This window comes from Nocardia sp. Marseille-Q1738 (assembly GCF_965283145.1).
Window position 1 is genome coordinate 154,187 of sequence record NZ_CBDIMS010000001.1, and the last position, 20,665, is coordinate 174,851.

Below are 20,665 nucleotides of genomic sequence, written 5' to 3' on the forward strand. Positions count from 1 at the left end.
ACCACCCATCCGCCCGCCGACCTGGCGCTAGAGTGACGATCATGCTTGCCCAAGAGGCCGCCGAGGCGATCGCCGAACGTACGGGAGTGCCGCGCCACCGGGTCGCGGTGGTGCTGGGATCCGGCTGGCAGGACGCGGCCGCCGAGATCGGGGCGCCGCGGGCGTCGGTGCCGATGCCGGAGCTGCCCGGTTTCGGGACGCCGACCGCGCAGGGCCACGTCGGCATGGTCTACTCGGTCCAGGTGGACGACACCGCCGTGCTGCTGCTGATGGGCCGACAGCATCTCTACGAGGGCTACCAGCCCGGCGACGTGGTGCATCCGGTGACGGCGGCGATCGCCGCGGGCGCGGAAATCGTCGTGCTGACCAACGCCGCGGGCGGCATCCGTCCCGGCCTCCGGGTCGGCGACCCGGTCCTGATCAGCGATCACCTCAACCTGACCGGCCGGACGCCGCTGGCGGGCGCGACATTCGTCGATCTGGTCGACGCCTGGGATCCCGAGTTGCGGGCGCTGACCCGGGAAGTCGACCCGAGCCTGACCGAGGGCGTGTACGCGGGCCTGACCGGTCCGCAGTACGAGACCCCCGCCGAGATCCGGATGCTGCGCACGATCGGCGCGGACTTGGTCGGCATGTCCACGGTGCTGGAGGCGATCGCCTGCCGCGCGCTCGGCGCGCGAGTGCTCGGCATCTCGCTGGTCACCAACCTGGCCGCGGGCGTCACGGGCGCGCATCTGTCGCACGCCGAGGTGCTCGCCGAAGGACATGCCGCCGCGCCGCGCCTGGGCAAACTGCTGCGCGGCGTGCTGGAACGGGTGTAGATGCTGCGCTTCGGCACGGCCGGGCTGCGCGGCCCGCTGCGCGACGGTCCGGACGGTATGAACGTCACCACGGTGACCAGGGCGACCGCAGGGATCGTGGACTGGTTGCGCGGCCGCTGTCTCGGCGGCGGCGCGGTGGTCGTCGGCCGCGATGCCAGGCACGGGTCCGCCGAGTTCGCCACGGCGACCGCGGAAATCTTCGCCGCGGCGGGTTTTCCGGTGACGCTGCTGCCGCGCCCGCTGCCAACGCCGGTGGTCGCCTACGCGGTGCGTGAGCTCGGCGCGGTCGCGGGCGTGCAGATCACCGCATCGCACAATCCGGCTACCGACAACGGTTACAAGGTCTACCTCGACGGCGGTTCGCAGTTGATCGCCCCGGCCGACACCGAAATCGAGCGCTGCATCGAGAAGGTCACCGAGCCGGTCGATCGTGCGCCGGTTGCCCCCGCGAACGACGATATGGTGCGACGCTACCTGCGGCGCGTCGCCGAACTGCCCGGCCTGATCGGCGGTCCAGGCGAGCGCGCGGATATCCGGATCGCCCTCACCCCGCTGCACGGCGTAGGCGGCGACCTCGCCGTCGAAGCACTCACCGCCGCCGGTTACGCCGACATCCACCTGGTCGACGAGCAGTTCGAGCCCGACCCTGACTTCCCCACCGTCGCGTTCCCGAATCCGGAGGAACCCGGCGCCACCGACCTGCTGCTCGCGCTGGCCGCCCGGGTCGGCGCCGACGTGGCGATCGCGCTGGACCCGGACGCGGACCGCTGTGCGGTGGGTGTTCCGCGGCCGGACGGCACCTGGCGGATGCTGCGCGGCGACGAGACCGGTGTGCTGCTCGGAGACTGCGTGCTGCGCACCGCCGCGGCCGACGCGCTGGTGGCGACGACGATCGTGTCCTCGCGGCTGCTGTCCAAGCTGGCTCCGGCGCGCGGCGGCCGCTACGCGGAGACGCTCACGGGCTTCAAGTGGCTCGCCCGCGCGGGCGACGGCCTGGTGTACGCCTACGAGGAAGCGATCGGCCACTGCGTCGACCCGGCGAAGGTCAGGGACAAGGACGGCATCTCCGCCGCGGTGCTCGTGGCCGACCTGGTCGCCCGGCTGAAGGCGGCGGACCGCACTCTGACCGGCGAACTCGACGACTACGCGGTCGAATTCGGCTTGCACGCGGGCGACCAAGTGGCGCTGCGACTGGCGTCGGCCGCAGACGCCGCGGCGGTGGTCGAGCGGTTGCGGGCGAACCCGCCCGGCGAGATCGCGGGCGAGCCGGTGAAATACACCGACCAGCTCCAGGTGCGCGGCCGGATGCGGACCGACGCCCTGATCTTCGAAGGCGCCTCATCCCGCGTAGTCGTGCGTCCTTCCGGCACCGAGCCGAAACTCAAGTGCTACCTGGAGGTGGTCGAGCCGGTCGGCGCGCATGCCGACCTTCCAGCCGCGCGAACCGCTGCGCGTGTACGCCTTTCGGCGCTGCGCGACTTCTGCCTGACCCTCTGATTCCGCCCCGGGTCAGCGCGGGCCGAACTGCCGATCGCCCGCATCGCCGAGGCCGGGCACGATGAAGGCGTTCTCATTCAGTCGCGCGTCGACCACCGCTGTGACCAGGCGCACCGGCAGACCCGAGTCTTCCAGCGCCGCAATGCCTTCCGGCGCCGCGACGACGCACACCGCGGTGATGTCGGTGGCGCCGCGTGCCGCGAGCAGTTCCAGGGTGTAGCGCATCGAGCCGCCGGTAGCCAGCATCGGGTCGAGCACGAAGACCGGAAATCCGGCGAGGTCGGCGGGCAGCGATTCCATATAGGGCACCGGCAGATGGGTGTTCTCGTCCCTGGCCAGGCCGACGAATCCGATTCTGGCGTCGGGGATCAACTCGGCGGCCGCATCGATCATGCCGAGCCCGGCGCGCAGCACCGGAACCAGCAACGGCGGCCGCGCCAGCCGGACGCCCTCGGTGGCGGCGACCGGCGTCACGATCGGAAAACGCTCGACCGGCGCCTCGCGCAGCGCCTCGTAGATCAGGATTCCGGTCAGATCACGTAGTGCGGCACGGAAAGCCGGATTCGGCGTGCGCTCGTCCCGCATCGTGGTGAGCAGGGCGGCGACGAGTGGATGGTCCACGGTGTGGGTGCGCATGAGGGAACGATAAGGTCGATCACTGGCGCGCCGCCGGACTCGACGCGACTTTTTTCCGAAGCGGCGGAACCGAACCGCAACAGCGCGCGTCGAACCAAGTGGATGACGTACTCTGCCTGGGAACAACAGATGGGGGAAGCTCTGATGCGAAAGATGTCGGCGGACACGGAGGGCATCGCCGCCTATGGTGCGACCGCCCACGTCATGGCGGGCGAGATGGCGGCGGCGGGGGTCAGCGCGGCCGCGGCGGAGCCCGCGTTGCTAGGCCCGATCATGGGACTCATCGGCGCCGATTTCATGGCGGCCTACACCGCGGCACACGCCGGGCACGTCGCCGCGATCGGGCAACTGTCGGCGGTGCTGACCAGCATGGGCGGCGCGGCCACCGGCGCGGCGACCGTCCTCACCGAGACCGATACCTCCACCGCGAGCGCGCTGCAGAACGCGGCCACCGAACTGGAGTGAGCCTGTGATCGATATCAACGCGCTGGCCAAACCGATCCTGGACCTGCTCGCCAGCTTCGGCACCGGCGTGCTGCCCACCGGCGGTCCCACCGACGCGCTGCGCAGCACCTCGGCCGTGGTCGACCAGATACACCAGATGGGTCGCGACAGCATCAACGGGATGAACGCCGCGTGGGACGGCCGCGCCGCCGACGCCGCCACCGCCAAGGCGCTGCGGGTGCAGACCTCCGCGGCCACCATCTCCGATCGCGGCAACGAGATGGCCACGGTGGTGAACCAGGCCGCCGCCGAGGTGGAGACGGGCCAGAAAGAACTCACCGATATCGCGCAGTCGTTCGTGAACACCGCCGCGAGCATGGGTCCGGCCTTGGCGACGCCGCAGGGATTGACGGTGCTCGTCGGGTCGGCGATCGACCATCTCGGCCAAGCGCTCAACGTGGTCGGCCGGGTACAGAATGAGTTGCACACACAAACCGCGTCGATGAACGAGCTGACCCCGCCGCCACCGACCCCGGCGCCCTCCGGAGTGCCCGTCGCCGCGGCCGCCTCCGGCGTCCAGCAGGTGGTTTCCACCGCGTCCGGCGTGCTCACCGGCGCGGGCCAGATGATGAGCACCGCGATGAGCTCACCAGGAACTCCCGGGACCACGCGGGGCACTCCGGGTGTGCCCCGGCCGGACACCGGTTCGGGGACGGCCGACGACGGCAAGGGCGTGAAGATCACGCTGCCCGACGGCAGCGTCGTGGAGGCGCCGAACGAGCAGGCCGCCACGGCGGTCCGCTCGGCGATCGGCACCCTCGGCACCCCCTACGTCTGGGGCGGCAACACCCCCGGCGCGGGACTGGACTGCAGCGGGCTCACCAAGTACGCCTACGGCGAGGCAGGCGTCGACCTGCCCCGCCTCGCCGCCGAGCAGGGCAGCGGGGCCACACCGGTGTCCCCCGGCGACCTGATGCCCGGCGACCTCGCGATCTGGGATGGCCACGTGGCCATGGTGATCGGCAACGGGCAGTTCGTCGAGGCGGGTGACCCGGTCCAGATCAGCTCGATTCGAACGGAGAACTCAGGTATGGACTTCTACGGTTTCTACAGGCCGACAGCATGACCCAACCGCAAATCCCCAACGTCACCGTCGCGGCCAGCAGCAACCGGTCGGGCACCATCTCGGTGCGGGCCACCGACCAGGGCATGCCGGTGGAGATCAAGTTCGAGCGCAGCGAATACCGGTACGGCGCACAGTCACTCGCCAACGAGATCCTGCGGCTCACCCAGCGCTCCGCCATCGCGGCGCGGGCGCGACGGCGCGAACTGCTCGCCGAGGCGGGCATGCCCGCGGACATCCTCGACCGGCTCGGCCTGCCCACCCGCCAACAGGCGGTGGACGAGCTGGACCGGATCGACGACGCGGATACAGGTCCGACGAGCTGGATGAGGCCGGTGTGAACGAGCCGAGCGCCAACGAGGTAGAAGCGGCATGAGGGAGCGAAGCGAGCGAATCATGGACACAGCCGCGTTCGCGGTCATGCTGGAGCCGAGCGCCAGCGAGGTGGAAGCGGCATGAGGGAGCGAAGCGAGCGAATCATGGACACAGCCGCGTTCGCGGTCATGCTGGAGCCGAGCGCCAGCGAGGTGGAAGCGGCATGAGGGAGCGAAGCGAGCGAATCATGGACACAGCCGCGTTCGCGGTCATGCTGGAGCCGAGCGCCAGCGAGGTGGAAGCGGCATGAGGGAGCGAAGCGAGCGAATCATGGACACAGCCGCGTTCGCGGTCATGCTGGAGCCGAGCGCCAGCGAGGTGGAAGCATGAGCGCGGAAATGGACGCTCTGGTCGCGTCGGCGACCCAGAAGCTGGAGGCGCTGGAGGCGGCGCTGTACGGGCTGAAGCAGGTGCGCGGACGGTTCACCAGCGAGGATGGCGCGGTGAGCGTCGAGGTGAACAGCGATGGCGCGCTCGTGGGTCTGACGCTGGCGGAATCGGTCACGTCGCTGCCGCCCGCCGAGGTCGGACAGCTGATCGTCTGGGCGTGCAGGCAGGCCGCCGAGGACGCCGGCGCACAGCGGTCCAAGGTCGTTGCGACACTGAACGAGTCGTTCGTCCCGGCCGGGCAGCCGCCCGGAGCGACGAATGGGGGCGGGCCGGATAGTGCCTGACGCGGAAGGTCGATAGGCTTCCGCACATGGCTTCTGGAGACATCGTCCCGATCGAGCTCGGCCTGACCGACGGCGATCTCGTCACCCTGTGGGCACCGCGCTGGCGAGACGGTGACGACGAGTGGGAGGCGTTCCTCGGACACGAGGACGCCCTCTACGGTTTCGAGTCCGTTGCTGAGCTGGCCGCGTTCATCCGCACCAACTCCGACAACGACCTCGTGGACCATCCGGCATGGAAAGTCGTCGCGGGTCTCTCGGCCGTCGAACTGGAGCCGGAGGAGAATTTCACCTTCGATCTGGTCGCGGTGCCCGAACTGGCCGCGGGTGAGCCCGACGTGGACACCATCGCCGAGCTGGAGGACACCCTCGGCATGGTGCGCAACATCGGCGAGGTCTGTGAACTGGAGACGGTGACCAAGTTCTTCGGTTCGCATCCGGTGCTCGGCGCGCTGCCCGGTGGGGTGAGCACCTTCGTCGGGCGCGACGGCGAGGAGCTGTGGGACCAGATCGGCGCGGCCATCGCCAAGGGCTGGGACGACGTCTTGGATGCCATCGACTCCGTGGTGCAGACCCCCGAGGTCGACGCCGAGGCGGTCGCGGTCGCCGAGGCCGAGCTCCTGGCCGCCGAGGAGAATGTGGTCGACGCCGACGACGCGGCCGACAGCGACGAGGAGGAGGAGTTCGAGCCCGTCGACCTCGACGACGACGAGGAGGAGGACGAGGACGAGTCGTTCTGGCACGAGGTCGGCATCGACCCGATCAAGATCGTCACGTCCGAGGGCAGCTTCTTCACGCTGCGCTGTTACCTGGACGACGAACCGATCTTCCTCGGCGCAAAGGGCACGATCACGGTGTTCCCCTCCGAGCGCGCACTGGCCCGGTACCTCGCCGACGACCATGAGCACGACCTGGCCCGGGTGAGCACCTTCGCCGACGTGCAGACCGCGGCGGTGGACGGCTCGCTGGAGGTCGAGGTCACCGACGAGAACGTGTACGTGCTGCCCGGTCTGTCCGAGGACTTGGCGGAGGGACCGGAGGCGGTCGACATCGAACAACTCGACTTGGCGGTCGAGCTGTTCACCGACGCCGCCGACTACGCCGACGATGACACGGTCGAGCAAGCGCTGGCGCAATCCACCCCGCTGGGCTGGTACGTCTCCTACCTGCTGAATCCGGATCCGACCCGGTTGGCGCCCAACCCGCCGTTCACCGCCGAGGCACAGGCGTGGCGGGAGCTGGAACGCACCCTGGAGTCCCGGCTCGACAAGCAGTAATCAGGTCAGCCGGATCCAGACCTGTTCGGCCTGTCCGAGCAGGCGTCCGTCGACGCCGTAGACGCCGGTCGAGGCGAAGCATTTGCGGCCCTGCTCGCCGTGGTACTCCCCCACGACGACGCAGCGCTCACCGACCTGCGGCAGGTCGTGCACGGTGGCGGTCATCGAGCCGAGCAGGGCGGGACGGTCGAGCATGCCGGGTAGCGACCAGCCGCCGGGGCAGTCCATCGCGGCCCACAGCAGCGCTGGTCTCAGCGGCACGGTGTCGTCCGGTATCCACGATGCGGCTACTCGGTTCTCGCCCACCCGGCCGGGTTCGATGCGCAGGCCGTCCGCGCGACCGCTGCCGCAGACGAAGCAGGACGCGAACATCTCGATGCTCACATAGGTGTCCGACGCCGCGACAGCTTCGGCGAACGGGACGGGACGCGGCGCGTCCCGCTCGAGCTCGCCGCCGGCCGACTGCGCGATCAGCGTGTCACCGTCGTAGAGCCGTCCGTCGCGCACGTCGAGCGGCGTCTCCAGCGGCGGGCGGCTGCGCAGGATTACGGTCACGGTCTCCTCGTCGCACTGCTCGGCGAGCAAACCGGCCACGTAGCCACCGTTGCCGGAGTCGGGCGGACCGTTGAACCGACGGGGGATGCGCAATGTCGCCATGATCGTCACGCTAGCGAACCGGTCATCGACCGCCGGAGCCTCTGCACCGATTCGAGCGCATCTCGTGTGCGACAGAGCCCGGCGCGTCAGCCTCACCGCCGAGAACCTCGACGCCGTTGTCCGTCGGCTATCCGATCAACACCGCGTATCCGGGCTTGATGATGTCGTCGATGATCCGCAGCCGCTCGGGGAACGGGATGAACGCCGACTTCATGGCGTTGATGGTGAACCGTTCCAGATCGCTCCATCCGTAACCGAACGTCTCGACCAGCTTGAGCATCTCCTTGCTCATGCTGGTGTCGCTCATCAGCCGGTTGTCGGTGTTGACCGTGACGCGGAAGCGCAGCCGGGCCAGCAGGTCGAAGGGGTGCTTGTCCAGCGAGGGCACGGCGCCGGTCTGCACGTTCGACGAGGGACACAGCTCCAGCGGAATGCGCATGTCCCGGACGTAGTTGGCGACCAGCCCGAGCCGCGCGTCCTCGATCGCGCCGGGCACGGTGATGTCGTCGGTGATCCGCACGCCGTGACCGAGCCGGTCGCAGCCGCAGAACGCCAGCGCCTCGTGGATGGACGGCAGACCGAACGCCTCCCCCGCGTGGATGGTGAAGTGCGCACTGTTGGCACGCATGTATTCGAACGCGTCGAGATGCCTGCTCGGCGGGAAGCCCGCCTCCGCGCCCGCGATGTCGAAGCCGCCGACCCCGCGATCGCGGAAGCGCACCGCGAGTTCGGCGATCTCCCGCGAGCGGGCGGCATGCCGCATCGCGGTGAGCAGGCAGGTCACCACGATGGTGTGGCCTTGCTCGGCGGCGGCCGCCTCGCCCTCGCGGAAACCGGCAAGGGTGTGTTCGACCACCTCGTCCAGCGTGAGCCCGCGCTCCAAGTGCTGTTCGGGAGCGAAGCGCACCTCCGCGTACACCACGCCGTCGGCGGCGAGGTCCTCGGCGCATTCGCGGGCGACCCGGCGCAGGCCCTCGGGGGTTTGCATCACGGCGACCGTGTGGTCGAAGGTCTCCAGATACCGTTCCAGCGAACCGCTGTCGGCCGAGTCCCGGAACCAGGCCGCGAGCGACGCCTCATCGGTCGCGGGTAGGTCGTCGTAACCGCTGTGCGCGGCGAGCTCGAGCACCGTGGCGGGCCGCAGACCACCGTCGAGGTGATCGTGCAGCAGCGCTTTCGGCGCCTGTCGGATCGAGGCAAGGGTCAGAGGCATCGGTCCAGTCATGTATCGACGGTAGCCGCAGCGCGCCGAAACGGCAGCCGGACTCCTGCCGTGGCAACCATCTCGTTGCCGACCGGATGCGGGCCGGTCCACAAAGCGACACCAGCCGGACCGATACCACCGGCCCAGTGCGAGCGAACGCATCGGCTCGACAGTTGCCACCGCGCGAACCGGGATCCTCTCGACGCCGCGATCAGCGCCGGATCGAGTTGGACACCGCACTTCGGCCCGGAGAGGCTACGGCCGCCACCGCGATGAACGAGCGAGCCGCCCACGCGTGCCCCGACCGATCCGAGCGGTTGCCTACTTCGTGTCCAGTCGTGCGATGAGGCCAGGAAGCGATTCGGCGCGGAAGCAACCCGAACCGGCAGGCCTTTCCCAACGATCAGGCCACGAACCGATCGAGGATCAATGGTGCGGGTGCGAGCTCGTGCGCGGTGCCGATGGTGACGGCATCGCGCAGGGCCGCGGTTGCACCCGCGAATGACTCGGGGGTGTCGGTGTGCATGGTGAGCAGCGGTTGTCCCACGGTGACGGAGTCGCCCGGTTTCGCGTGCATTTCGACTCCGGCGCCGAATTGCACCGGATCACCCTGACGCGCGCGGCCCGCGCCGAGCCGCCAGGCGGCGATACCGACGCCCATCGCGTCGAGCCTTGTCAGCACGCCGTCGGCGTCGGCGCGGATGACCTCGGTGTGCGCGGCGGCGGGTAGCGGCGCGTCCGGGTCGCCGCCTTGGGCGCGGATCATCGCGCGCCATTGGTCCATCGCCCGGCCATCGGCCAGCACGTCGGCGGGGTCGACGTCGAGCCCGGCCACCGCGACCATCTCACGGGCCAGGGTGAGGGTCAGTTCCACCACGTCGGCGGGCCCACCACCCGCGAGCACCTCCACCGATTCCGCGACCTCCAGGGCATTGCCCGCGGTCCGGCCGAGCGGGGTATCCATGGCGGTGAGCAGCGCCACCGTCCGCACGCCCGCGTCGGCGCCCAGCGTGACCATGGCCGTGGCCAGTTCACGCGCCCCGTCGAGTGTCTTCAGGAAGGCGCCCGAGCCGACCTTGACGTCGAGTACCAGCGCCGCGGTGCCCTCGGCGATCTTCTTGCTCATGATCGAACTGGCGATGAGCGGGATCGATTCGACCGTGCCGGTGACGTCGCGCAGGGCGTAGAGCCGTTTGTCCGCGGGCGCGAGGTCGGCGCCCGCCGCGCACACCACCGCGCCGATGCACGGGTCGGCCAGCAGGTCGCGCATTCGCGACACCGGCACGTCCGCCCGCCAGCCAGGGATGGATTCCAGCTTGTCCAGGGTGCCTCCGGTGTGGCCGAGGCCGCGCCCGGACAACTGCGGCACCGCGGCGCCGCACGCGGCCACCAGCGGCACCAGCGGCAGCGTGATCTTGTCGCCGACCCCGCCGGTCGAGTGCTTGTCCACGGTCGGTCGCGGCAGGCCGGTGAGGTCCATGCGCCGTCCGGAGGCGATCATCGCGGCGGTCCACCTGGCCGTCTCGCGCCGCGTCATCCCGCGCCAGACAATCGCCATGGCGAGCGCCGACATCTGCTCGTCGGCCACCGCGCCGCGGGTGAACCCGTCGATCACCCAGTCGATCTGCGCGTCGGAGAGTTCCCCACCGTCACGCTTGGTCCTGATGATCGAAACCGCGTCCAGTGCCGTCACATTCGTCAGTCTGGCATGCAGCTTCGACTCTGGTTCCTGTCGGTGGCATGCGCTAGCCTCGCCCCATCATTCGTTCGAGGTTGGGGGAAGCGATGACCATGGACCGTCGGGTGGCAGGCTTGGAGACAAGGGTCCGCGATGTCGAGGAAAGTTACGGCACATCCATCTATGAGCTGACCAGGCATGCGACGAAGACCGATATCGTCCACGCCCAGCTGATCGACGGCGTCAACCGGCTGGGGCAAGGTCTGGCGCTGATGATGGAGCGGATGGGGATCCCACCGCTCGAGTTCCCGAACCTGACTATGCCCACCGAGGACGATATCGACGCCGCCCTCGAGACCGAGTACTGACGGGTGAGGCGGGGGAAGCCCGACGACGATGTCGACGCCGCTCTCGAGGCGGAGTGCTGACGAGCCGCGCTCACACCTGACCGGCGTCCAAGTCGTCGGGGCCGAAGGCATCCGGGAGCAGTGTGCGCAGCGGCACCGCTCCCGCCTTGTGATCAACCAGGAGGTCGGCTCCACCGTGCTCGTAGAGCAATTGGCGGCAGCGCCCGCAGGGCATCAGGATTTCGCCGCGAGAATCGGCCACCGAGACCGCCAGAAGGCGACCCCCACCCCCCGAAATCAAGTTACCGATGAGTACACATTCGGCACACAGGGCCAATCCATATGAGACATTCTCCACATTGCAACCGCTCACAATTCGGCCATCGGAACTGAGAGCAGCGGCGCCGACCGGAAACCGCGAGTAGGGTGCATAGGCATTCTGCATAACTCGAATTGCACTGTTGCGCAACGTATTCCAGTCGATTTGCGACATGGCGAACCCCTCTCGAACCGAGCCGAAGATGGCCGCACGAGGGCCAGGACAGAACCCCGCGCGTGTCGAGAAAGGTAAACCTAACCCGATCCTTTGTCGCGCAACGCACGGCACGCCGAATTAGTTCCGGGATTGCTGGGGGATTAGAGTCCAGAACAGATCGGTTCAGGTTCCCCGCGACGGGCCGGAGTACAGCCACCTGGGCAATTGCCCCCAACGCCGCCGGCGTCGGACCTGAAACCGGGTCCATCAACGACGTTGGAGGCACCGCACTCTATGACCACGATTGAAGCTCCGGCCCAGCCGAAGCGGAAGACGCTGTACCGAGGCGACCCCGGAATGTGGTCGTGGGCGCTGCACCGGATCACCGGCGTCACCATCTTCTTCTTCCTCTTCGTCCACGTGCTGGACACAGCGCTGGTGCGCGTCAGCCCGCAGACCTACAACGAGGCGATCGATATCTACAAGACGCCCATCGTCGCGTTGATGGAGATGGGCTTGGTCGCGGTCGTGCTGTTCCACGCGCTCAACGGCGTCCGCGTGATCCTGGTGGACTTCTGGTCCAAGGGACCGAAGTACCAGCGCCTGATGCTCTGGATCGTCCTCGCGGCGTGGTTCCTGCTGGCCGTTCCCGCTGTCGGGCGCCAGTTCTTCTACCTGTTCACGGAGCACTGAGGAAAATGAGCGCACCTGTTCTCGGCAAGTCGTACGACCGCCCGGCCAGCCTGGATCTGCCCCGCTCGCCGCGCGCCCGCTCGAGCAACAACTTCGAGAAGTACGCCTGGCTGTTCATGCGCTTCTCCGGCCTGCTGCTGATCGTGCTGGTGCTCGGTCACATGGCGATCATGCTGCTGCTCGACGGCGGCGTGAAGCGGCTCAACTTCGCCTTCGTCGCCGGTCGCTGGTCCAGCCCGTTCTGGCAGTTCTGGGACCTGAGCATGCTGTGGCTCGCCCAGCTGCACGGTGGCAACGGTCTGCGCACCGTCATCGATGACTACTCCCGCAAGGACTCGACCCGGTTCTGGCTCAAGACCCTGCTGGCCATCTCGATGATCCTGGTCATGAGCGTGGGCACCTACGTCATCTTCACCTTCGACCCCAACATCAGTTAGGAACAGGCCCCCTCCCATGAGTGAGCGCAGCGAACGAATCATCAGCACAGCGTGTTTCACACATGCCGGAGCCGAGCGGAGCGAGGTGCAGGCATGAGTGAATCCCGACCGATTCAGGAGCACCGCTACGACGTCGTGATCGTCGGCGCGGGTGGCGCGGGCATGCGCGCCGCGATCGAGGCCGGCCCCAGGGTTCGGACGGCGGTGCTGACCAAGCTGTACCCGACCCGCAGCCACACCGGCGCGGCGCAGGGCGGCATGTGCGCCGCACTGGCCAACGTCGAAGAGGACAACTGGGAGTGGCACACCTTCGACACCGTCAAGGGTGGTGACTACCTGGTCGACCAGGACGCCGCGGAGATCATGGCCAAGGAGGCCATCGACGCCGTGCTCGACCTGGAGAAGATGGGCCTGCCGTTCAACCGCACGCCCGAAGGCAAGATCGACCAGCGGCGCTTCGGCGGCCACACCCGCGATCACGGCAAGGCCCCGGTCCGCCGCGCGTGCTACGCCGCCGACCGGACCGGCCACATGATCCTGCAGACGCTGTACCAGAACTGCGTCAAGCACGACGTGGAGTTCTTCAACGAGTTCTACGTGCTGGATCTGGTGCTGACCGAGACCGATCGCGGCCCGGTTGCCACCGGCGTGGTCGCCTACGAGCTGGCCACCGGTGAACTGCACGTCTTCCACGCCAAGTCGATCGTGTTCGCCACAGGCGGCTCGGGCCGGATGTACAAGACCACCTCGAACGCGCACACGCTGACCGGTGACGGCATGGCGATCGTGTTCCGCAAGGGCCTGCCGCTGGAGGACATGGAGTTCCACCAGTTCCATCCGACGGGTCTGGCCGGGCTCGGCATTCTGATCTCCGAGGCCGTCCGCGGCGAGGGCGGCATTCTGCGCAACGCCGACGGCGAGCGGTTCATGGAGCGCTACGCCCCCACTATCAAGGACCTCGCGCCGCGCGACATCGTCGCCCGCTCGATGGTGCTCGAGGTGCTGGAGGGCCGCGGCGCCGGACCGAACAAGGACTACGTCTACATCGACGTGACCCACCTCGGCGAGGACGTGCTCGAGGAGAAGCTGCCCGACATCACCGAGTTCTCCCGCACCTACCTCGGTGTGGACCCGGTGAAGGAACTGGTGCCGGTGTTCCCGACCTGTCACTACGTGATGGGCGGCATCCCGACCCGCATCCGCGGTGAGGTACTGCGTAACAACACCGACGTCGTCCCGGGCCTGTACGCCGCGGGCGAGTGCGCGTGCGTCTCGGTGCACGGCGCCAACCGGCTCGGCACCAACTCGCTGCTGGACATCAACGTGTTCGGCCGGCGCGCGGGTATCGCCGCCGCGGAGTACGCGCAGCGCAGCGAGTTCGTCGAGATGCCGGAGAACCCGGCGCAGATGGTGCAGGACTGGCTCGCCCAGCTGCTGAGCGAGCACGGCGACGAGCGGGTCGCCGACATCCGCACCGAGCTGCAGCGGTCGATGGACAACAACGCCTCGGTGTTCCGCACCGAGGACACGCTCAAGCAGGCGCTCACCGATATCCACGCGCTCAAGGAGCGGTACGCGCGGATCAGCGTGCAGGACAAGGGCAAGCGCTACAACAGCGACCTGCTCGAGGCCGTCGAGCTCGGCTTCCTGCTCGAGCTGGCCGAGGTCACCGTGGTCGGCGCGCTCAATCGCAAGGAATCGCGCGGCGGCCACGCCCGCGAGGACTACCCGGACCGCGACGACGTGAACTTCATGCGGCACACGATGGCCTACAAGGAAGGCTCGGATCTCCTCTCGGACATCCGCCTGGACTTCAAGCCGGTGGTGCAGACCCGTTACGAGCCGATGGAGCGTAAGTACTGATGACTGCTGTTGCCGAAGCACCCTCTTCGCAGAAGCCCGCTCCGGTCCCCGAGGGCTCGGTGATGATCACCGTCAAGGTGGCCCGGTTCAACCCGGAGGACGACAAGGGCGCGCACTGGGAATCCTTCCAGGTGCCGGTCCTGTCGACCGACCGCTTCCTGAACGTGCTGATCTACATCAAGTCCTACCTGGACGGCACGCTCACCTTCCGCCGCTCCTGCGCGCACGGCGTCTGCGGTTCCGACGCCATGCGCATCAACGGCGTCAACCGGCTGGCCTGCAAGGTGCTGATGAAGGACATGCTGCCCAAGGGCGGCAAGCCGATCACCGTCACCGTCGAGCCGATCCGCGGCCTGCCCGTGGAGAAGGACCTCGTGGTGGACATGGAGCCGTTCTTCGACGCGTTCCGCGCGGTGAAGCCCTACCTGATCACCACGGGTAACGAGCCCACCCGCGAGCGCATCCAGAGCCAGGCCGACCGCGCCCGGTTCGACGACACCACCAAATGCATCCTGTGCGCCTGCTGCACCACCTCCTGCCCCGTGTACTGGAGCGACGGCAGCTACTTCGGCCCGGCCGCGATCGTGAACGCCCACCGCTTCATCTTCGACAGCCGCGACGAAGCCGCCCGCGAACGCCTCGACATCCTCAACGACGTCGAAGGCGTCTGGCGCTGCCGCACCACCTTCAACTGCACCGACGCCTGCCCCCGCGGCATCGAAGTCACCAAGGCCATCCAAGAAGTCAAACGAGCCCTGCTCTTCACCCGCTGACCCAGGCACCGAACCCGAAGGCCGCCCCGATCTTTCGATCAGGGCGGCCTTCGCCATGTGATCAGCGAGTTACTCCCGCCATCGAACGCTCGATCACCTCGAAGATGTCAGCGTCCGTCTCCTGCTGCCACTCGGGCAACTGATCCCAATCCGCCACATACCCCGGCTTCGGGTCGGGAATGTGCTTGTAGATCTGCGCGATCCAGCACAGCGCGAGCCATCTACCTTTCTGCGCCCGGCTGAGCTTGCTCGTATTCCCGCCGCTAGCTACCACGAAGGCGGCAACCTGGTCGTACACGGCAATCGCGCTGGCCTGCTCCCATTCCGGCATGTCATCCCAGGGTGCGATGTACCCCGGCTTCGGATCACCCGGGTAATGAGCTTTCACTCCGTCGATCCATGCTTGTCGGAAGATGCGACCGCGGTCGGATTCTTGCACGGCTCTCCTCAGATTGATTTGGCGTAGTTCTGTGACAATGCGACGATCTGGCGATCCAGGTGCTCGACATGCCGGTCGTCTCCGAGGGGCGCGAGTCGACGGCGTAGATTCTCGAGCTGACGAGCGATGTATCCGGAGCGGGTTTGCCGAGCGAGATCCAGCGCAGCGTCGCCATACATGACCGCCTGGAATGGGTCGCTCTTCACTGCACCGATCGCAGCCAGATCTACGAGAACGCTGGCGCGGCGCCGATACGAAAGCCGGTTGTTCAGAGCGTCATCGAGAATCTGTTCAGCGCGGTCAGGTTGATCGAGTTGGACAAGACACGTAGCTCGTTCCTCGGCCAGGCGATCGCCGTCGAATCTCAACCACCCGTTGGATCTCAGGTAGCTCATGGACAGCACCCCTTCGGCTGAGTCGGCGGCACGCCCCCACCCGTCATAGTCGCCGAGTCCGGCCAGCGCTTGCGCATGCACCGCATCGGCCCAATACCGTGTGCTCAGAGCATGATCCCCGCGTCGCGCAATGTGCCGCGCCGACTCGGCCAGTGTCACCGCCGCAGGAAAGCAATTGTCGTGGATGCTGATGTAAGCCTGCCGGGTCAAGGCGCAGGCCCAAAGATCCCAAGCAGCAGCTTCTTTGCTGAGAGATGCGGCAACCGTATAGCAGTATGCCGCCTCAGGATACCGATCACCGTCGAACAGAATCTCTCCGGCCAACTGGGATATCTCGGCCGCAAGTTCGCAGACACGACGACGGACCGAGTCGCTGTCCGAACGGCGCAGACCGCTGACCAGCACACTCAAGTGCTCGCGGACTGCAGGTAAGGCCGCAGCTTTCGTCGGTGCTGATGAATACTGCTGCCACAGAAGTTGGTTCATTGCCGCGTATTGATCGGTCGTGGCAATCTCGATTCGGCGGTCGACGTCATCGGATGCGACGACCCTGTCCCAGTCGATGGACGTCGCCAGCGCCGCGCTGGACACGGATAGCGACTGCAGCAGTTCGCGCCGATTCATGTCATCGGTCTCGGTGAGGTACTGGGGGTCGTGCAGACCGGGCGACTCGTCGCTAAAGAGCTTAGGGGCTCGACCCAGCCCAGACTGTCGTCGCAGCTCATCACAACGCAGTTGGAACCTTGTCCGCTGGTCTGCGTCTGCTCGCGCGAGAAAGGTGTCCATGATCGCGGCGTGTTGCGCACGGAGGGTCAGCTTCGCACCTTTGCGTTCCCAGTTCCGAAGCGTGTCGAAGGGAACTCCAGCAAGTTGACAGAACCCGAGCCGCGTCTCGCGCAGGGCATCCCGCAGCGCACGCACCCTCCAGCCCGGTCCACTGAACCTGCACAGACATAGGCACGACCCCCAATACCCGTCGAGTGCACGCAGCATACCCCCGACTAACCCCTGCAACGCCCCTGATGGCACTCCTGCCAGGCCCACCTTACTGCGACCGTTGACACAGCTCCACACACGACGGCTCCAACCCACGCAAGAGGACAGTCATGTTCGAAACTTTGAAGATCGGCGCTTGGGCATGCATCGACGGACGGTGCCCCGTACGCCCACTCCTCCACCCAGAGGACCAAGCCGTCACACTGATCTTCGGTGACGGCGACACCTTCGAGCTCTACCTCGATGCATCAGCACTTGGTAACATCATCCGACTCGGACGCGAGGCCCTCGATGGGCTGTCACCACCGGCCGCCGCCAAGTAGGTTGTGAAGCCAGCCTCCTGGCGGAATCTCACGATTCATTCTTCTCCTTGTCCGCGTGGTACCGCCACAGCCTCTAACGCTCGGGCCATCCCAGGTCAGCACGCAGAAATCGTCCGGCCGCGGACACTCTGGCAGATGATCGTCCTCCTGGCTAGGCCAGTAAGGTTGCTCGCATGCACGGCGCGGTGGACCATCGCATGTCAACGATCCAGGCAAGTGCGGCAGCGCGTCGCTGATCAGTGTTGCTTGGCGGTGATGTTGAACATCCAGCTGATCCCGAATTGGTCCACGAGCGAGCCCGCCTCATCTCCCCATACCTGCTTTTCAAGAGGCAGCGTAACGGTGCCACCGACGGACAACTTCTCGAAGTAGTCGCGGAGTTCTCCGTCGCCGCCACCGAGGAAGATCGCAACGTTGTTGCCCGGCCGATAAGGAGGGTGGCCGGGCCTTTCATCCGGAAAGTCCCATGCCATCAACGTGTAGCCGGCAGAGGTGTCCAGACGAGAGTGCATGACCTTGTCAGCGCTCGGCGAGTCCGGTGAGCCGAAGTCCGCGACCGTCGAAACCTCCAACGCGCCACCAAAGACCTGCTGGTAGAACTCCATCGCCTCCCGCGCGTTGCCATTGAACGTGATACACGGATTGACCTGAGAACCCACTTGAACGCTCCTTCATGGACTGGCCGATCGGGCTGTCCGATGGCCGCCGAATCAAGACTCCCAACAAATCACGACACCCTCTGTCGTGATTCTTGGAGAACTTTGCGCTCACACCGCTGGCCCGGCCCACCGGATCAGTCCGGGCGCTGCCGCGTGGTTTCGCGGGCGTGCGAGAGTCCTGCGTGGGAACGGATGGCCGCGGTAGCCGTGTCGAATTCGGTGGGGTCGGTGAGTGTGGCGTTGTTTTCGTAGGTGACGCCTTCGGGCACAGGGTCGCTGCCTACCGGATCGGCGTCCCAGATGTTGTCTCGGTAGGCGACGTGCTCCAGCGGTGGCGAAACCGTCAGGATGGCGGTGTTGTCTGCGCGGGCGACCACATTGCCTTCCACCGTGACCCAGGTGGCTCCGTAATCGGTGTACAGGCCGAAGTTGTACGGCGTCTTGGTGTCTTCGATGACATTGCCGCTGACGAGGGCACCGTCGGCCGCCGAATCTCCCTGAGGGCCGGATACATAGATGCCTCCGCCGTCGGCCAGTATCCCCATGGTGTCGTGCATCCGGTTGTGCTGAATCCGGGTGCCGTGCCCGGGGCCGGCCACGATGCCGCAGTGCGGGACGTCGCCGACCTGGTTGTGGGAGACGGTGCAGGCGCTCGTGTTCAGCAGTGAGATGCCCGGCGAACCGGGGAAGTCCAGCCCGATGCGCTCGATCAGGTTGTCCTCCAGCAGCGCGCCACGGTCGCTGGTGATCGCGACGGCTGCAGCGGAGAGACTGTCGAAATCGCAGCCCCGTACTGTGAGATCGGTGCTGCCGTCCGAGCCGAGCGCCGTGGCACCCAGACCAGTGAAATGGCACGCTTCGAAAAGCAATCCGCGAGTCGCCTCGAGCCGCACGCAGGCGGGAATCGTCCGGGTCGTGGTCGGGACCGTCAGCCACTGCTGCCCTTCCACCAGAACCTCGGTGTAGACGGGTCCGCCGTCGTAGTAGCCGCACCCATGGTAGTGCAGGAAGCCTCGATTTCCGTTGGGCCGCAACCAGGTAGCGTCGGCGAATGTCAGGCCACGGAACGAGACGTCGCGGGTCTCGGTGGCGTACAGAAGCGTTTCCAGAGCCGGGGCCACCACCGGCGTGTGCAGCGGATGCTCACCGGGCCGCGGCAGGTAGTGCAGCACGTGATTGCCGGGGCGTGAGCGGTCCAGCACGAACGTGCCGGGCTCGCGCAGGAAGCTCGGGTCGTTTTCCACCCGTGTCGGCAGGCCGGGCCCGGCCATCGACTCGTAGCCGAACTCGTAGTTGTAGACTTCCACCGCCCACCCGAAAGCGGGTTGGACCATGGTGATCGAGGTCGACCCGCCGGTGCGTGCGACGGTGGCGACACCGCAGCGGGCCTCGGTCCAGGGATAGATTCCGCGATAGACGAACTCCACCGACGCTGGAGCCTGCCAGCCGAGCGGATCCGCGCTGTCGGTGATGTATCCGGTCGCGGTCCGGCTCACGGTTCCGGGCAATCCGTCGACGCCCGCACGCTCGGCTCGCCGACCGTCCACCACCAGCTGACGCGTGTCCAGGTCGCCCACGTCCGCCAGCCACACCCCGTCTCGCACTTGCCAATCGGTGATCTCCCGCCCGCCGCTGATCACGACCTGCCCCTGAGCGCCCGTTCCGTAGCCATCGGCCTGATAGACGATCCGGTGACCGTCGCGACCCGAATCGTCAGCGGTGAATCGCAGTGGCTCGGCGAGTACGTACCGGCCCGCGCTCAGGTGGACGACGACCTCTCCGGCGGCTTCTCGCGCAGCCTGTTGCGCACGGGACACCGTGGCAAAGGGACGGTCCGCGGTACCCGGCGCGGCGTCGTCGCCCGACGGAGCGACATAGAACTCTGGCATGACCCTACCCTTCTCATGTTTATGCCATACACATTGGTATACATATATCACACAAGAGAGGACGCCAATGACTGAAAGCGAGACGCCCGATCCCGACCGCACGATCGAATTGCTCTGGCGCGGCGATCGCGGCCCGCGGCGGGGATTGAACCTGGACCGGATCGTGCGGGCCGGCGTCGAGGTGGCCGACGCCGAGGGGCTGACGGGGTTGTCGATGCGCAAGGTCGCCGAACGCCTGGGCTTCACCACGATGTCTCTCTACCGTCACGTACCCGGGCGTGCCACCCTCATCGACCTCATGCGCGACGCGGTGCTGGGCGAGCTCACCGCGCCGGCACCTGCCCCCGGATGGCGCGCCGGACTGGAGACGTGTGCACGGCAGTGGTGGGAGCTGTACCGGCGGCACCCGTGGCTGGCCGAAGACCGGGGCAGCCGCCGCGTTCCCGGCCCCCACACGGTCGCCCAGTACGAATACATGCTCGGCATCCTCGCCACCACCGGCCTGTCCGCAACCGACGTCGTCGCCGCTGTCGAACTGGTCGGCCGCCTCATCGCCGCCGAGGCCCTGGCGCTGGTGGAAGCCGCGCGGGCCGAACGCGACAGCGGCATGAGCGACGAACAGTGGTGGCGCGCTCGCGATTCGCTGTTCGCGCGGCTCGATCGCTATCCGACCATCGAGGCTTTGGAGAAAGCGGGCGGCTTCGAGCGACCCGATCCGTTCGAATTCGGCCTGGCACGAGTACTCGACGGCATCGAACTCCTCATCAGACGCTGTGATGAAAAGCGTGATGAAACCCCAGCCTGCCGAGTATGCGGCGCCCCGCTCGACCACGCCTCCTCGGGACGGCCACGCGCCTACTGCTCACGCGCCTGCCAACAGCGCGCCTATCGCAGCCGGACGCAGAGATGAGAAAGGACCAGTTTCGACACGCATGCCATACGCTGGGCGACGAGCCTCCACAGGTGATAGCGCGCCCAGCGGCATGAGCGCTC

The 20,665-nt window shown here is 67.2% G+C and carries 22 protein-coding genes; 13 read left to right on the top strand and 9 right to left on the bottom strand.

Annotation, left to right across the window (positions count from 1 at the left end; all coding sequences use genetic code 11):
* The first annotated feature begins 41 nt into the window (after nt 1–41).
* On the top strand, nt 42–821 hold the full coding sequence (locus ACWPXK_RS00730) for a purine-nucleoside phosphorylase (protein ID WP_454194083.1): 780 nt from the start codon (nt 42–44) through the stop codon (nt 819–821).
* Entirely contained in the window at nt 822–2,318 is a 1,497-nt protein-coding gene (locus ACWPXK_RS00735; protein WP_454194084.1) for a phospho-sugar mutase, read from the top strand.
* Nucleotides 2,319–2,330: 12 nt separating this feature from the next.
* Here ACWPXK_RS00735 and upp read toward each other — a convergent pair whose 3' ends face one another.
* Nucleotides 2,331–2,954 (bottom strand): uracil phosphoribosyltransferase, encoded by a 624-nt coding sequence (gene upp / locus ACWPXK_RS00740; RefSeq protein WP_454194085.1) that lies wholly within the window; start codon nt 2,952–2,954, stop codon nt 2,331–2,333.
* Between the two features lie 153 nt (nt 2,955–3,107).
* Between upp and ACWPXK_RS00745 the strand changes: the two genes are divergently transcribed.
* The 5 genes from ACWPXK_RS00745 (at nt 3,108) to ACWPXK_RS00765 (ending at nt 6,844) form a co-directional block, all read left to right on the top strand.
* Complete coding sequence (locus tag ACWPXK_RS00745; protein ID WP_364325240.1) at nt 3,108–3,419, top strand: hypothetical protein; 312 nt, start codon at nt 3,108–3,110, stop codon at nt 3,417–3,419.
* 4 nt (nt 3,420–3,423) lie between these two features.
* Complete coding sequence (locus ACWPXK_RS00750; RefSeq protein WP_454194086.1) at nt 3,424–4,524, top strand: C40 family peptidase; 1,101 nt, start codon at nt 3,424–3,426, stop codon at nt 4,522–4,524.
* A complete protein-coding gene (locus ACWPXK_RS00755; RefSeq protein ID WP_364325234.1) occupies nt 4,521–4,862 on the top strand; it encodes a hypothetical protein in 342 nt (113 codons plus the stop codon). Before ACWPXK_RS00750 ends, ACWPXK_RS00755 begins: the two co-directional genes overlap by 4 nt.
* Nucleotides 4,863–5,222: 360 nt before the next feature.
* Entirely contained in the window at nt 5,223–5,570 is a 348-nt protein-coding gene (locus tag ACWPXK_RS00760) for a YbaB/EbfC family nucleoid-associated protein (RefSeq protein ID WP_454194087.1), read from the top strand.
* Between the two features lie 26 nt (nt 5,571–5,596).
* Nucleotides 5,597–6,844: a primosomal protein gene (locus ACWPXK_RS00765; protein WP_454194088.1), complete on the top strand. Its 1,248-nt coding sequence runs from the start codon at nt 5,597–5,599 to the stop codon at nt 6,842–6,844.
* On the opposite strand, the gene ACWPXK_RS00770 is transcribed toward ACWPXK_RS00765, so the two are convergent.
* The 3 genes from ACWPXK_RS00770 to ACWPXK_RS00780 form a co-directional block, all read right to left on the bottom strand.
* Nucleotides 6,845–7,501, bottom strand: a complete 657-nt coding sequence (locus ACWPXK_RS00770) for a hypothetical protein (RefSeq protein WP_454194089.1) — start codon at nt 7,499–7,501, stop codon at nt 6,845–6,847. It lies immediately after the preceding gene.
* Between the two features lie 127 nt (nt 7,502–7,628).
* Nucleotides 7,629–8,726: an adenosine deaminase gene (locus tag ACWPXK_RS00775; RefSeq protein ID WP_454194090.1), complete on the bottom strand. Its 1,098-nt coding sequence runs from the start codon at nt 8,724–8,726 to the stop codon at nt 7,629–7,631.
* A gap of 382 nt (nt 8,727–9,108) precedes the next feature.
* Nucleotides 9,109–10,398 carry a thymidine phosphorylase gene (locus ACWPXK_RS00780; protein WP_454194091.1) on the bottom strand — a complete coding sequence of 430 codons (1,290 nt, stop codon included), beginning with the start codon at nt 10,396–10,398 and terminating at the stop codon, nt 9,109–9,111.
* 92 nt (nt 10,399–10,490) lie between these two features.
* Between ACWPXK_RS00780 and ACWPXK_RS00785 the strand changes: the two genes are divergently transcribed.
* Nucleotides 10,491–10,751, top strand: a complete 261-nt coding sequence (locus ACWPXK_RS00785) for a hypothetical protein (RefSeq protein ID WP_454194092.1) — start codon at nt 10,491–10,493, stop codon at nt 10,749–10,751.
* A 70-nt stretch (nt 10,752–10,821) separates the two neighbouring features.
* On the opposite strand, the gene ACWPXK_RS00790 is transcribed toward ACWPXK_RS00785, so the two are convergent.
* The gene (locus ACWPXK_RS00790) at nt 10,822–11,223 is read right to left on the bottom strand and encodes a cytidine deaminase (protein WP_454194093.1); all 402 of its coding nucleotides are present in this window, start codon (nt 11,221–11,223) and stop codon (nt 10,822–10,824) included.
* A 276-nt stretch (nt 11,224–11,499) separates the two neighbouring features.
* On the opposite strand from ACWPXK_RS00790, the gene sdhC reads away from it, so the two are divergent.
* From sdhC to ACWPXK_RS00810, 4 genes are all read left to right on the top strand, one after another.
* Nucleotides 11,500–11,898 (top strand): succinate dehydrogenase, cytochrome b556 subunit, encoded by a 399-nt coding sequence (gene sdhC, locus ACWPXK_RS00795; protein ID WP_454194094.1) that lies wholly within the window; start codon nt 11,500–11,502, stop codon nt 11,896–11,898.
* Between the two features lie 5 nt (nt 11,899–11,903).
* Nucleotides 11,904–12,335 carry a succinate dehydrogenase hydrophobic membrane anchor subunit gene (locus ACWPXK_RS00800; RefSeq protein ID WP_454194095.1) on the top strand — a complete coding sequence of 144 codons (432 nt, stop codon included), beginning with the start codon at nt 11,904–11,906 and terminating at the stop codon, nt 12,333–12,335.
* A 93-nt stretch (nt 12,336–12,428) separates the two neighbouring features.
* Nucleotides 12,429–14,198, top strand: a complete 1,770-nt coding sequence (gene sdhA, locus ACWPXK_RS00805; RefSeq protein ID WP_454194096.1) for a succinate dehydrogenase flavoprotein subunit — start codon at nt 12,429–12,431, stop codon at nt 14,196–14,198.
* The gene (locus ACWPXK_RS00810) at nt 14,198–14,971 is read left to right on the top strand and encodes a succinate dehydrogenase iron-sulfur subunit (protein WP_454194097.1); all 774 of its coding nucleotides are present in this window, start codon (nt 14,198–14,200) and stop codon (nt 14,969–14,971) included. Before sdhA ends, ACWPXK_RS00810 begins: the two co-directional genes overlap by 1 nt.
* Before the next feature lie 61 nt (nt 14,972–15,032).
* On the opposite strand, the gene ACWPXK_RS00815 is transcribed toward ACWPXK_RS00810, so the two are convergent.
* From ACWPXK_RS00815 to ACWPXK_RS00830, 4 genes are all read right to left on the bottom strand, one after another.
* Nucleotides 15,033–15,359: a hypothetical protein gene (locus ACWPXK_RS00815; protein ID WP_454194098.1), complete on the bottom strand. Its 327-nt coding sequence runs from the start codon at nt 15,357–15,359 to the stop codon at nt 15,033–15,035.
* Nucleotides 15,360–15,418: 59 nt separating this feature from the next.
* Nucleotides 15,419–16,591, bottom strand: a complete 1,173-nt coding sequence (locus tag ACWPXK_RS00820; protein WP_454194099.1) for a hypothetical protein — start codon at nt 16,589–16,591, stop codon at nt 15,419–15,421.
* Nucleotides 16,592–17,360: 769 nt separating this feature from the next.
* Entirely contained in the window at nt 17,361–17,783 is a 423-nt protein-coding gene (locus ACWPXK_RS00825; protein WP_454194100.1) for a VOC family protein, read from the bottom strand.
* Between the two features lie 134 nt (nt 17,784–17,917).
* Nucleotides 17,918–19,672 carry a right-handed parallel beta-helix repeat-containing protein gene (locus ACWPXK_RS00830; protein ID WP_454194101.1) on the bottom strand — a complete coding sequence of 585 codons (1,755 nt, stop codon included), beginning with the start codon at nt 19,670–19,672 and terminating at the stop codon, nt 17,918–17,920.
* On the opposite strand from ACWPXK_RS00830, the gene ACWPXK_RS00835 reads away from it, so the two are divergent.
* Nucleotides 19,671–20,582, top strand: a complete 912-nt coding sequence (locus ACWPXK_RS00835) for a TetR/AcrR family transcriptional regulator (RefSeq protein WP_454194102.1) — start codon at nt 19,671–19,673, stop codon at nt 20,580–20,582. The two genes, ACWPXK_RS00830 and ACWPXK_RS00835, sit on opposite strands and share 2 nt — an antisense overlap.
* The last annotated feature ends 83 nt before the right edge of the window (nt 20,583–20,665 follow it).